This is a genomic window from Qipengyuania soli (genome assembly GCF_015529805.1).
In the GTDB taxonomy this organism is placed as follows: domain Bacteria; phylum Pseudomonadota; class Alphaproteobacteria; order Sphingomonadales; family Sphingomonadaceae; genus Qipengyuania; species Qipengyuania soli.
In genome coordinates, this window is record NZ_CP064654.1 from 1,997,343 (window position 1) to 2,008,425 (window position 11,083).

13 protein-coding genes and 1 tRNA gene are annotated in these 11,083 nt (G+C 63.0%); 7 read left to right on the forward strand and 7 right to left on the reverse strand.

The annotated features are described in order from the left end of the window. Positions 1-10: 10 nt before the first annotated feature. Both IRL76_RS09955 and IRL76_RS09960 read right to left on the reverse strand, forming a co-directional pair. A complete protein-coding gene (locus IRL76_RS09955; RefSeq protein WP_200981195.1) occupies positions 11-670 on the reverse strand; it encodes a COQ9 family protein in 660 nt (219 codons plus the stop codon). A gap of 2 nt (positions 671-672) precedes the next feature. After that, the gene (locus tag IRL76_RS09960; RefSeq protein WP_200981196.1) at positions 673-1,278 is read right to left on the reverse strand and encodes an ankyrin repeat domain-containing protein; all 606 of its coding nucleotides are present in this window, start codon (positions 1,276-1,278) and stop codon (positions 673-675) included. 71 nt (positions 1,279-1,349) lie between these two features. On the opposite strand from IRL76_RS09960, the gene IRL76_RS09965 reads away from it, so the two are divergent. The 6 genes from IRL76_RS09965 to IRL76_RS09990 are packed head-to-tail and all read left to right on the forward strand — an operon-like array spanning position 1,350 to position 5,255. Further along, on the forward strand, positions 1,350-1,964 hold the full coding sequence (locus IRL76_RS09965) for an SCO family protein (RefSeq protein ID WP_200981197.1): 615 nt from the start codon (positions 1,350-1,352) through the stop codon (positions 1,962-1,964). Next, entirely contained in the window at positions 1,952-2,446 is a 495-nt protein-coding gene (locus IRL76_RS09970) for a YcgN family cysteine cluster protein (protein WP_200981198.1), read from the forward strand. Before IRL76_RS09965 ends, IRL76_RS09970 begins: the two co-directional genes overlap by 13 nt. Next, positions 2,443-3,165, forward strand: coding sequence for a M48 family metallopeptidase (locus IRL76_RS09975; RefSeq protein WP_200981199.1), 723 nt, complete (start codon positions 2,443-2,445; stop codon positions 3,163-3,165). Before IRL76_RS09970 ends, IRL76_RS09975 begins: the two co-directional genes overlap by 4 nt. Positions 3,166-3,215: 50 nt before the next feature. Then, positions 3,216-3,665 carry a hypothetical protein gene (locus IRL76_RS09980; protein WP_200981200.1) on the forward strand — a complete coding sequence of 150 codons (450 nt, stop codon included), beginning with the start codon at positions 3,216-3,218 and terminating at the stop codon, positions 3,663-3,665. Beyond that, on the forward strand, positions 3,646-4,620 hold the full coding sequence (gene ribD, locus IRL76_RS09985; RefSeq protein ID WP_246449669.1) for a bifunctional diaminohydroxyphosphoribosylaminopyrimidine deaminase/5-amino-6-(5-phosphoribosylamino)uracil reductase RibD: 975 nt from the start codon (positions 3,646-3,648) through the stop codon (positions 4,618-4,620). The genes IRL76_RS09980 and ribD overlap by 20 nt, the downstream gene beginning before the upstream one ends. Before the next feature lie 17 nt (positions 4,621-4,637). After that, positions 4,638-5,255, forward strand: coding sequence for a riboflavin synthase (locus tag IRL76_RS09990; RefSeq protein ID WP_200981202.1), 618 nt, complete (start codon positions 4,638-4,640; stop codon positions 5,253-5,255). Here the strand turns inward: IRL76_RS09990 and IRL76_RS09995 are convergent. From IRL76_RS09995 to IRL76_RS10015, 5 genes are all read right to left on the reverse strand, one after another. After that, the gene (locus tag IRL76_RS09995; RefSeq protein ID WP_200981203.1) at positions 5,252-7,276 is read right to left on the reverse strand and encodes a TIR domain-containing protein; all 2,025 of its coding nucleotides are present in this window, start codon (positions 7,274-7,276) and stop codon (positions 5,252-5,254) included. The genes IRL76_RS09990 and IRL76_RS09995 overlap by 4 nt on opposite strands. Positions 7,277-7,312: 36 nt before the next feature. After that, positions 7,313-7,768 (reverse strand): hypothetical protein, encoded by a 456-nt coding sequence (locus IRL76_RS10000; RefSeq protein ID WP_200981204.1) that lies wholly within the window; start codon positions 7,766-7,768, stop codon positions 7,313-7,315. Positions 7,769-8,011: 243 nt separating this feature from the next. Next, on the reverse strand, positions 8,012-8,557 hold the full coding sequence (locus IRL76_RS10005; RefSeq protein ID WP_200981205.1) for a GNAT family N-acetyltransferase: 546 nt from the start codon (positions 8,555-8,557) through the stop codon (positions 8,012-8,014). A gap of 6 nt (positions 8,558-8,563) precedes the next feature. Then, on the reverse strand, positions 8,564-9,745 hold the full coding sequence (locus IRL76_RS10010; RefSeq protein WP_200981206.1) for an amino acid aminotransferase: 1,182 nt from the start codon (positions 9,743-9,745) through the stop codon (positions 8,564-8,566). Between the two features lie 108 nt (positions 9,746-9,853). Then, complete coding sequence (locus IRL76_RS10015; protein ID WP_200981207.1) at positions 9,854-10,630, reverse strand: DUF1134 domain-containing protein; 777 nt, start codon at positions 10,628-10,630, stop codon at positions 9,854-9,856. Between the two features lie 218 nt (positions 10,631-10,848). Here IRL76_RS10015 and IRL76_RS10020 point away from each other — a divergent pair. Next, positions 10,849-10,939: transfer RNA gene (locus IRL76_RS10020), tRNA-Ser, on the forward strand. Positions 10,940-11,083 lie beyond the last annotated feature (144 nt).

Sequence of the window (11,083 nt, forward strand, 5' to 3'; positions counted from 1 at the left end):
AGTGGGCGGATCAGCGAGCAGGATAGCGCAAACGGCCGAGAAAGCGCGACATGCTGAAATGCTCGCGCTCAGGGTTGAGCCACTTGGCCTTCACCTTCTCGAACTTCATCACGCCTTCAATCCGGCGATCGAGAAAGGCGCGAGTCTCTGCCTTGTCCTCGCTTTCGTCGTCGACGAACACGGCCAGGGTCGCCCCGTATAGCGAGGCGAGGATCGCGCGCTTGGTGTAGTGGTTGTAGTCGGTCGCCGTGTCGCCGGCGAGGCGCCACATGATGTCGGCGCTATTCCATCCGGTTTTCAGCGATTTCGCTGCATTCTGAGGCATGGCCATGATGGCGAGTGCACGTCGCAATGCTTCCTCGCGACCGGCCACGGCATCAAGACGGAATTGCACCAGGTTGCGGATGCGCTCACGGATTTTCATTTGCGCGAGCCGGGTGGCCGGCAATTCCGCCTCCATTGCCAGGTCGATCGTGTCGATCCAGGCAGTGATCATGCCCAAGGCACCATCGTCCTTGAACGCGAGCCGCGCCACATCATGATCGGCGCCAACCTGATTTGCAGCTGCCTCGAGCGCCGCGTCGCTCCAGCCGTCGAAAATGGCTGCATCGGCGATTGCCGGAGCGAGAACGAGGCGCAGTTCGTCGAGGGTCAGGTCGGCAACTTCCATGGCTATTTCGGACCGTAGGTCTGGGCCGGGGCACCACGTTCGCTTACGGCCTTTTCGATTTCGTCGAGCACCTGCGAGCGATTCCCCATCAGCTTGGCATAGTCGCTGGCCGAGCGCCCGGAATTGTCGGGCCGCGAGGGATCGGCGCCTTTGGCGATAAGCATACGGATCATGGCCGTATCGCGGCGGTGCACTGCGGAAATCAGCGGGGTCTCCCCCGCACTGTTCGTCGGATCGACGTGCGCACCCTTATCGAGCAGGATCTCGATTCCCTCGGTAAAACCGAGCTGGGCGGCGACTTCGAGCGGACTCGTGCCGTCCCTGGATTCGATGTTCGGGTTTGCGCCCTTGCCCAGCAGGAAACGCAACCACACCGGATCGCGGCGCTGGGTGACAATGTGCAGCGCAGTCTCGCCACTGGTGATGTCGCGGGTATTCACCAGCACGTTGCCGGGCTGGTTGAGCATTTCGAGCGCCTTGTCGCCATCGCGATCCTTTACCGCTTCGAGGAACTCATACCCCTCGCGCTTGGATTGTGCGAAGACCGGCGAGGCCACCAGAGCCAGTGCCGCAATGCCGAATGCTGCCTGAAGTGCGCGCCGTACCACGTATCGATTCCCTGTCGTTTTTCCGCAATCCTATAGGGGAGCCACCCTTGAAGAGTGGCGGTTAGCAGACCATGAACCGCTATGCCATGCCTCGTCTGAAAAGCCTGAGTTTCGCCCTGCCGCTCGCTGCAATCACCATGCTGGGTGGGTGCGGCGACAAGGTTCCCGCCGAACGCCCTCCATTGGAAGGCGCGGCGCTTGGTGGTGATTTCACGCTGACCTCCGAGGATGGAAAGCCTCTCAGCTGGAACGATTTCCAGGGCAAGTACCGGACGATCTACTTCGGCTATACGTTCTGTCCCGATGTCTGTCCGGTCGATACGCAGCGCGCCATGGCGGGCCTCAAGCAATTCGAGAAGGCGCACCCCGATCTCGGTGCCAGGGTCCAGCCGTTCTTCGTCGGCGTCGACACCCAGCGCGACACGCCTGAGGTGCTGCGCGAATTCACAGACAACTTTCACCCGCGTCTGATCGGGCTGACGGGTGACGAGAAGACATTGACCGAGGTTGCCGCGAAGTTCGCCGCAAGCTTCTCGAAGGGCGAACCCGCACCTGGCGGCGGCTATCTCGTGAACCATACCAATGTCACCCTTCTGTTCGGACCCAAGGGCGAACCGATTGCGACTCTGCCGACCGATGAAGGCGCCGAAGCGGTCGCTGCGGAATTGGAAAAATGGGTGCATTAAGGGAACGTTTCTGGGAGCTGCCGCTCTCGGCGCTCAACAATGATGAATGGGAGGCCCTGTGCGACGGATGCGGGCGGTGTTGCCTGCACAAGGTCGAATACGAGGACACGGGCGAAATCGAGCAGACCAATGTCGCCTGCAAGCTGCTCGACACGCAGACTGCCCGCTGCACCGACTACAAGCACCGCAAGGCCTTCGTCCCCGACTGCCTCCGCCTGACGCTCAAGATCGTCGACAGCGTCTCGTGGCTGCCGCCGACGTGCGCCTATCGCCTGCGCGCCGATGGCGACCTGCTGCCGCGCTGGCACTACCTGATTTCGGGTGACCGCGAGGACGTGGTGCGTGCCGGCGTATCGGTCGCCGGCCGGGTTATACCGGAAGACATGGCCGGCCCGCTCGAACACCATATCGTTGAATGGGAAGACCCCGAGGATTGGGACGGAGAGGACGATTGGGGCGAGCACGGCGAGGCGCCGGCATGATCGACTGGATGCGCCGCGAGCCCGAAGACCCGGTGGTCGAGATCGCGGGCAAGCTCCTGCCGGTCGAACTCACACGCAACCGGCGCGCCAAGCGACTGACCCTGCGCCTCGCACCCGATGGCAGTGCGATCCGGATTACCCTGCCCCACTGGTGCCGCTCCGCCGAAGCGGTTGCATTCGCTCGCTCGCGCACGGCATGGCTCGAACAGCAGTTGGCCAAGGTGCCCGCAAAACGCGATCCGGTAAACGAAGGCAGACTGCTGCACCGAGGCCGCGAGATCGTCATCGACTGGCGCAGCGACGCACCTCGCAGGCCGCTGCTGACGGACGAGGCATTGGTGGTGGGCGGCCCGCAGGAAACCCTCTCGAAGCGCCTCCACCGCTGGCTGGAGAGCGAAGCCCTGCGGCTCTTCGCCGAGGATGCGAGGCATTATTGTGCGAGGGCCGACCTCGACACTGCCCAAGTACGCCTGACCCGGGCAAAGCGACGCTGGGGCAGTTGTTCGAGCGAAGGCATCCTGCGACTCAACTGGCGGCTGGTACAGGCCCCCGACGCGGTGCGCCGCTCCGTGGTCGCGCACGAGGTCGCCCACCTCGTCCATTTCGACCATTCCCCCGCCTTCCACGCCCTGCTCGACCGACTGTTCGAAGGCGACATCGATCTTGCCAATGGCTGGCTGAGCCGCAACGGCCGCACGCTCTACGCCAGCTTCGACTGAGCGCCCCACTGGCGCGAACGGGCAAAGCGCCCTATCTAGCCCCCATGCGCATGGTCAGCAGATTCAATGTGAAGTCGGGTGCATCCGACTTGTGGGAATACATCCGCGAACCACGGCCTTACCGCTGGACGTTCCTCTTTATGTCGTTTGCACTGACCTTCGGCCTGCTCTGGTCGTTCATGCAGGAATCGGTTTTCGTCCCGCCGGACAAGCCGAGGGTGGTCTTCATTTCGACCTTCGCTGAAGGACGCAGTGACGAGGAAATCCGCCGCACCAACCTCGAAAACCAGAAGCGCAAGGAGGCCCGAGAGGCCGAACTCGCAAAGCTGCGCGAGAAGAAGGTCGATGCGTACAAGGCGCTCGGCCGGGCGACCGGCGTCGATGTCGACTCCATGGCCGCGCAAGCCAAGGTCGACAATGCTCGAGAGGCCGCAGCTGCCGAAGCCCGGCAGAAGGAACTTTATCAGGCGAGCAGGACGGTTGGCGACAAGCCCGAGTGACGCGCGCTGGCTGGCTGCGGCAGCAAGGCTGGCTGGACGCGCTCGCCCGCTCAGCCGCCCCAACCCGGCAGTCGGATGCATCATAGTCAGCGGTGACAAGGTCGTTGGCAGGGGATGGACCGGTGACGGTGGCCGTCCGCATGCCGAAGCAGTCGCCTTGGGACAGGCAGGCGATTCCGCACGCGGGGCCACTGCCTATGTCACGCTCGAGCCGTGCGCCCATCAATCGCAACGTGGACCCGCGTGCTCGCACCTTCTCGCACAATCCGGACTCGCACGGGTTGTTGCCGGGGTCGAAGACCCTGATCCGCGAACGGCGGGCAGCGGCTTTGCTCACCTTCGTGCGGCAGGCATTGTCGCCGAAGTGTATCCCTGCGACGATGCTCGCGCCAGCCTTGCAGGTTATCTCATCCGCGCTGAATTTGGCCGTCCGCATGTCACGCTCAAGCTCGCCACATCGCTCGACGGCTGCATCGCGACCGCTGCGGGCGAGAGCCAGTGGATCACCGGCGAAGTGGCCCGAGCCCATGTCCATTCGCGCCGCGCCATGGCCGATGCCATACTCGTCGGGGGAGGCACTTGGCGTTCGGACAAGCCCCGCCTCGACGTGCGACTGCCAGGCATCGAGAGCCGCAGTCCCCAACGCGTACTCCTCACCCGTGGCGTCCCTCCCGACGGGGTGAAGGTCATCAATGCTCCGGGCCAGATCGCCGCACTGGAAGGGGTTCAGTATCTCTATCTCGAAGGCGGCGGCATGACTGCCGCGAGTTTTCTCGCTGAGGATCTCGTCGATCGCATAGAGCTCTACCGCGCACCCATCGTCATCGGCCATGGTCGGCAAGCCCTGGGCGAGATCGGACTCGACCGGCTGGCAGACGCGCATGGCCGCTGGACCCTTGTCGAACGCCGCCAGCTTGGCAGCGACACATACGAAGCCTACAGCCGCACGCGCTGACAGGAGAGAAGACCCGCATGTTCACCGGTATCGTCACCGCCATCGGAACCATCGAAAGCGCCGAGCAGCGCGGCGACCTGCGGGTTACCGTCGCCTGCCCTTTCGATCCCGACGCGATCGATATCGGCGCTTCGATTGCCTGCTCGGGCGTCTGCCTGACGGTCGTCGCATTGGGAGGCACGAAAGGTGACGCCCGCTTGGTCTTCGATGTGTCCGGCGAAACGGTGAGCTGCACGCGCCCCGGCATGTGGGGCGAAGGGGCGAAGCTCAATCTGGAGACCGCATTGAAGCTCGGCGACGAACTCGGCGGGCACCTTGTCACAGGGCACGTCGACGGCGTCGGGCAGGTTGTTCTGGCACGCGACGAGGGAGGGTCGAGAAAGCTCGCCTTCCGCATCGGCCGCGAGCTTGCGCTTTTCGTGGCACCAAAGGGTTCGATCACCGTCGATGGCGTATCGCTGACCGTGAACGATGTGCGCGACCGCAGCGACGGTACCTGCGACTTCGCGGTGAACATCATCCCGCACACTGCCGAGGTGACGACCCTTGGCCAGCTGGCAGAAGGTGACCGGGTCAATCTCGAGATCGACGTGCTGGCGCGCTACCTCAAGCGGATGCAGGCGCTGGCCGGCTAGGCGATTATCTCGAAATCGTCATCGCCGACGGGACGGGCGAAATCGCCCCATTCGCCGGTCCTGCGCCAGTAGTCGTAGTAGCCGAATTTGCGGACGAGTTCCTTGAACCTAGTGGTCTTGCGGACTTCGCGATGGCTTGGCCACCAGACCGCATAGTCCATTGCCGCATCGGTCGACAAACCGCGCTCGAGGGCATCGAGTGCGAGGTCCTGCGCATCGAAATCGCCGCAGTGATAACTCAAGATGAAAGAGATTGTGCTGCTACGTGATGCTGGATCCGCCAGCGCCTTTAGCAGGAGTGCGATCGTTTTTTCGCGGTCGTCGATGACCTGATAAAGTTCAGCGCGATATGGCACCTCGACCATCGCGTAGCGCAAATGGCGTTGCGCTTGTTCCTTGATCTCGCGCATGTCGCCGTCGTTCCAAATGCGAAACAAGCGGGCGTGCTCGCATACGGCGCGGTTCACTGGAAAAGTCTTGGACCTTTCGTACTCCGCATCACCCTCGTTCCGGCGCCCCGACGCAAGGTAAAGCATCTGCAGCAGCAGAGAATTGTAGCCCGCCATTGGGTCGGCACGTCGCGCCGATTCCGCAACTTCTATTGCCTCGCTCACTCTTCCCACACAAAACAAGCATGTGCCCTTCAATGAGGCAATTTCTGACGCATAGACTGGTGCTGTTTCCAAGGCCTTGTCGAAGGACAAGAGGGCCAAGTCCCATTTTCGCTCCCAACGGTAATGCACGGCCCGGATCAAATGGGCTTCGCTCGAATCTTGGGGGAGGTGTTCCGCCATCGCCACAAGCTGCTCGATCTGGAAGTCGCTTCGTACCTCGGGGGTAAACGCGAAGACCGATTGCTGCTGCAGCATCAACGTCAGGCCGCCGAGCGCGGGATAGAAGGCAGGATCCTTGGCCAAAACCTCCCGATACAACTCGAGCGCTGCGACGTACTGTGCGCCAGAAATTGCCGCATTGGCCGCCGCCCTCGCCCGCATGTAGAGATCGTACAGTTCGACATTCTGTGTCGCGCGTTCACTGATGGCATCGCGTTCGCCAGGCTGGAACTGGACCTTGAGCGCGCTGACGATTGCCTGCGAAAGTTCGTCCTGCAGTTCGAAGATGTCGTCGAGATCGCGGTCATAGCGTTCGGACCAGACCTGCGCCCCGCTCGCCCCGTCGATCAGCTGGACATTGACCCGCACGCGATTTCCCGCCTTGCGCACGCTCCCCTCGAGCACATGGGTCACATTCAGTTGCCGTGCAACCTGCGCCACATCGACCGTTTGCCCCTTGAAGGTAAAGGCGGTGCTCCGCGCGATGACCGAGAGTGCCGAAACCTTGCCGAGGTCGTTGATGATGTCCTCGGCTATGCCGTCGGCGAAGTACTCCTGTTCCTCGTCGCGGCTGACGTTGTTGAACGGCAGCACCACGATCGACTGTCGGTCGAGTTGCGGGTCAGCGAGCTTTGGCGAGGATGAAGGCGCGTGGCGATCCGTGCCGATAAAGTCGCGAACCTGTCGCACCAGGCCTTGCCAGCGCGCATCGTGCCTGGTCCCGCGCCAACCGATCAAGTCGGCCGTCTGGACGAGCTCGAAGATGATCGGTCGCTCGCAAGCCTCGATAAGGACGGGGACAAGAGTACTCTTGCGATCCGCCAATGTTGCCTCGGCCCTTACCCAGCGGGAGGAAACCGAGAGCGGCGACCAGAGCACGACCACAGCCTTCGCCGCACGCAGGGCCGCTTCGATCCGTTCATCGAAGACCTCGCCGGCCTGCAAGGCATCGTCCCACCAGACGTCGAGACCTTCGGCGACGAGAGCGTCGGCGAACTGCCGTGCGATCGGGGCATCGCCGCGCGCGTAGGAGATGAAGATTTCAGGCGTAGGAAGAAGCCCCCGACTGCATTCGGAAGCGACCCGCAAGTCGTATTCCGCAATGGCGGGGGCTTGGCAAGTATCGAGGCCGGCAAAGCTTCTTGCCTGCTTTTCTTGTACTTCGAATTCGGGGAGCACGCGCCGCATTGGCGCCTGCTCCCCGCAGATTGGTCGAAGAACGACCTATTTCTTGGGCAGGAAGGTCACTTCGCGCACCATGTACTCACCGACGATGGAGCGGATGTTCGGATAGACAGTGGTGGTCACCTGCCGGTTGTTCGCCTCGTTGGCGGCACCCCATGCCTTCATGAAGGCCTCATAGCGTGCCTTGTTGGGCGCCAGATCGGCAGTGTTTGCGAAACGGGTCACGAGGATCACGTTGAAGTCGCCGCTGCTCGGCAGGTCGCTGACGTAGACCGCGTAGCTTTCCAACTGCCCCAGCTTCTTCGCGACTTCGTTGCTGGCAACCCAGGTATCGCGGATACCCTGGAGGTAATCCTCGATCATGTTCTCCTTCACCTTGACGGTGGCCACGGTCGAGACGCTGTCGCTGACCGTATAGTCCTCGTAGGGTGTGAGCTGGGCTGCTGCGGGTGTCGAAATGGCCAGTGCGAGGCCGAATACGAGATGCTTCTTCATGGGTCTCCCCCTTCCGTAGCGACCCTGCTTCCCCGCTGGCCGGCGGCCAGAGGGAGTGTTCAACCACGAGAGCGACCCCTGATTTTCCCGGGGTAGAGCACGCGGCGTAAGGACAGCATTTCCCTTCAGGGTGCAAGGTATGCACCCACTAAGCACCGGGCTACCTCTTTAGAATAGGCGACAACTATACCTCGGGATGGGTTCGGCAGACGGACCGAGGCCGAGGAGGGCGGATACCCCAGGTCAGCCGCGCATCAGCGGCCCGTTTTCAAAGCCATCGCGCGAAATTTCGTAAACAAGGTGGACGATCCGCTTGCCCTGGTACTTGGCCAGTTCGTAGCGTTCGGTCCGCGCGGCCCCGATGGCCTCGAGAGCATTGCGCGAGCGGTAGTTGGTGTCGCCGACACGGAAGCGCACCGTGGCAAGGTCCTGGAAGGCATGTGCCAGCATCGCCCGCTTCATTTCGGGATTGATGCCCTTCCCCCAGCAGGAGCGATCGAGATAGGTCCAGCCGATCTCGATCGAACCGCCGTCATCGGGATCGAAACCCTTGTACTGTGACGATCCGAGGATTTGCCCGTCACTCTTGCGCACGATAGCCAGCGCGCCGCCGCTCTCGATCCCCTCGTCGAAGAAGGCGTCGAACACGTCACGCTTCCAGCGGTCGTGGATGGGATGTTGTTCCCAGATCATCGGGTCGGACGCGATGGCGTAGAGCGGTTCGCGATCCGCCTCGGTCATCGGGCGGATCGTCAGCCGTTCTGTCTCGAGCGTCGGCTGGCGATCCATCGCGGCCTAGCCCTTCGTCACATCCGCCAGCGCGGCGATGAACTTCTCGGTGTTGCCCGCGTGAAGCCCGGCAACGTTGATGCGCCCGGACCCGGCCATGTAGATGCCGTGATCCTCGCGCAGCCTGGCGATCTGGTCCTTGTCGAGCGGCAGCATGGCAAAGAGGCCGTTCTGGTCGCCGAGCGCGGCAAGGTTGAGGCCGGGAGCCTCGTTGTCGGCGGCAGCGAGACGAGCGCGAACACGGCGCATGCGGGCGCGCATGTCGTCGAGTTCCTCGAGCCACTCCTTGGTCATCGCCGGATCGCGCAGCACGTTGCGCACTGCCGCGCCACCGTGGTCGGGCGGCATGGACCAGTTCGCGCGGGCAAGGGCGTTGGCGTTGGAGACGATGGCCGGAAGCTGGGAGGCCTCCTTCGCCATCATGTAGAACGCGCCCACACGGTCGCGGTAGAGGCCGAAGTTCTTGTCGCAGCTATAGGCGATCAGGGCCTCGGGCACGGCAGCCAGCACCTTGCGGATCCCGGCGACGTCCTCGTCGAGACCTTGGCCCAGCCCGTGGTAGGCGATGTCGAGCAGCGGCAGCACGCCGGTCTCGGCGAAGGCCGCCGCGATCGCCTCCCACTGGTCGAGCGTGTAGTCGACACCCGTCGGGTTGTGGCAGCAGCCGTGGAGCAGGACGGCATCGTTCGGCCCGGCGCCATGGATCGCCGCCAGCACCGCTTCGAGATCGGCCGTACCGTCGGACTTCGCATGGGTGAAGGGCACGGTCTCGACGCCGACATCGGCAAGGATCTGCGCATGGTTCGGCCAGCTCGGCACGCCCATGTGGACGCGGGTCACTCCGGCAGCCTTGGCCAGCGCCACCGCCAGGCGGACGGCGCCGGTCCCGCCGGGGGTCTGCATCCCTTCGATGCGCCCGCCCATCGTGGCGTCCTCACCGAAAATGTATGGCATCAGCGCGGCGGTAAAGCCGGTGTCGCCTTCAGGCCCGAGGTAGGATTTGGAATCCTGCTCGTCGATCAGCTTCTGCTCCGCCTTCTTGATCGAGCGGAAGACAGGGGTCGCGCCTTCGTTGGTACGATAGACGCCCACGCCGAGGTCGATCTTGTCCTCGCGCGGGTCCTGCGCATGCATCTTGATGAGCGCGAGAAGCGCGTCGGGGGCCTGGGCTTGAAGTCGGTCGAGCATGCGCGCCTCATTGCCCGATATGATTGGGGCCGCAACAGGAAATCCCGTTGCGGCCCCGGAGCCTTCGTGAATTTTGATTATACGACCCGAAGAGCTCCTTTCTCGTCCTCAGAACGGCAGCCAGCGCTGCTTCTTGGAAAACTTCATGTAACCGGCATTTACACCGAGGCGCAGGCCCGCTCCGACACGGATCGGGATGAGCACCACATCGCCCTTGCGCAGGTAGCTGGCGGTAAGGCCGCCGACGAAATAGGCCTGGCCCTCGCCCGCCGGGAAGCGCTCGTAGAGTTCCTCGCTGTCCCACAGGTTATAGACGAGGACGAAAGTGCTGCCGGCATTGGCCCCGGCATCGAAGCCGATCGACGGGCCGGTCCAGTAAACGGGACGCTCGCCTTCGACCTTGTGGAACAGCGTGCCGGAACCGTAGCGCGCACCGACGATGAAGGCGCCGCTCGCTTCGCGTCCGACGATGTAGGCGTTGGGCTCGCCCTGATCCTTGAGCAGCTTCTGGATCATGTCTGCGACGCCCTTGGCACCCTTGCCGAACACACCCTCGGCGGCACCGATAAGGTCATCTTCCTTGTAGGTGGTCGCGCTGTTTTCGACCGGAGGGGTTTCGACAGCAGTGGTGGCAGCAGCTTCAGCGCCTTGCTCGCTCCATGTCGGCTGCTCGGGATAGCTGTCGGTGGGAGCCGCCGGATCGGGCTCGGCGGTGTAAGTAACGCCCGCATCTGCTCCGGTCGTGGCAGGCTGCTTGACCAGATCGGCATCGATGGCGGTATCGGGATCGATCGTCTCGACCTGTGCGGCGAGCGGCGAAGCGGCCATGCCCATCGCTGCGAAAGCGATGGCAAGACGGCGAGTAACGGTAACGGCTTTTTTCATGGTTCCCTCCCTGCCCGCGCCGAAGCGCAGGCAGCTGCGCGACAAGAAGAATCCTCTTTCAGCAGCGCGGCAATGAAACGGCGATGAACCGAATCGAAATTGCGTCGAAGCGAGTCCTTCGTGCGATGCGCAGATCGCCGCAATCAGGCCTTGAAGCGGGCCGGAGCCGTGGCTATAGCGCGCCCCTCGCACACGGCCTGGCGCCGCTGCGAAGTTCCGGAGACGTGGGTGAGTGGCTGAAACCAGTTCCCTGCTAAGGAACCGTACTCGAACTGGGTACCGAGGGTTCGAATCCCTCCGTCTCCGCCACCTCGCTTTTCCCAATCAATCCCTTATAGTCCCCAAACCCGCAGAAATGCGGCGTTTTTTCGCTTTTCGTCGTCCGCTTAGTTCTCTATATGTTCCTATGCATCCGGCGCAGCGTGTGGGTCTGGATGTGGGTCTGAAAGGAAC

Bases quoted from the DNA above. Each gene is read 5' to 3' on its own strand.
- IRL76_RS09970 (WP_200981198.1), top strand. From the start codon at position 1,952: ATGGGTGCATTAAGGGAACGTTTCTGGGAGCTGCCGCTCTCGGCGCTC.
- IRL76_RS10015 (WP_200981207.1), bottom strand. From the start codon at position 10,630: ATGAAAAAAGCCGTTACCGTTACTCGCCGTCTTGCCATCGCTTTCGCA.
- IRL76_RS09975 (WP_200981199.1), top strand. From the start codon at position 2,443: ATGATCGACTGGATGCGCCGCGAGCCCGAAGACCCGGTGGTCGAGATC.
- IRL76_RS10010 (WP_200981206.1), bottom strand. From the start codon at position 9,745: ATGCTCGACCGACTTCAAGCCCAGGCCCCCGACGCGCTTCTCGCGCTC.
- IRL76_RS09995 (WP_200981203.1), bottom strand. From the start codon at position 7,276: ATGCGGCGCGTGCTCCCCGAATTCGAAGTACAAGAAAAGCAGGCAAGA.
- IRL76_RS10000 (WP_200981204.1), bottom strand. From the start codon at position 7,768: ATGAAGAAGCATCTCGTATTCGGCCTCGCACTGGCCATTTCGACACCC.
- IRL76_RS10005 (WP_200981205.1), bottom strand. From the start codon at position 8,557: ATGGATCGCCAGCCGACGCTCGAGACAGAACGGCTGACGATCCGCCCG.
- IRL76_RS09965 (WP_200981197.1), top strand. From the start codon at position 1,350: ATGAACCGCTATGCCATGCCTCGTCTGAAAAGCCTGAGTTTCGCCCTG.
- IRL76_RS09990 (WP_200981202.1), top strand. From the start codon at position 4,638: ATGTTCACCGGTATCGTCACCGCCATCGGAACCATCGAAAGCGCCGAG.
- IRL76_RS09980 (WP_200981200.1), top strand. From the start codon at position 3,216: ATGGTCAGCAGATTCAATGTGAAGTCGGGTGCATCCGACTTGTGGGAA.
- IRL76_RS09955 (WP_200981195.1), bottom strand. From the start codon at position 670: ATGGAAGTTGCCGACCTGACCCTCGACGAACTGCGCCTCGTTCTCGCT.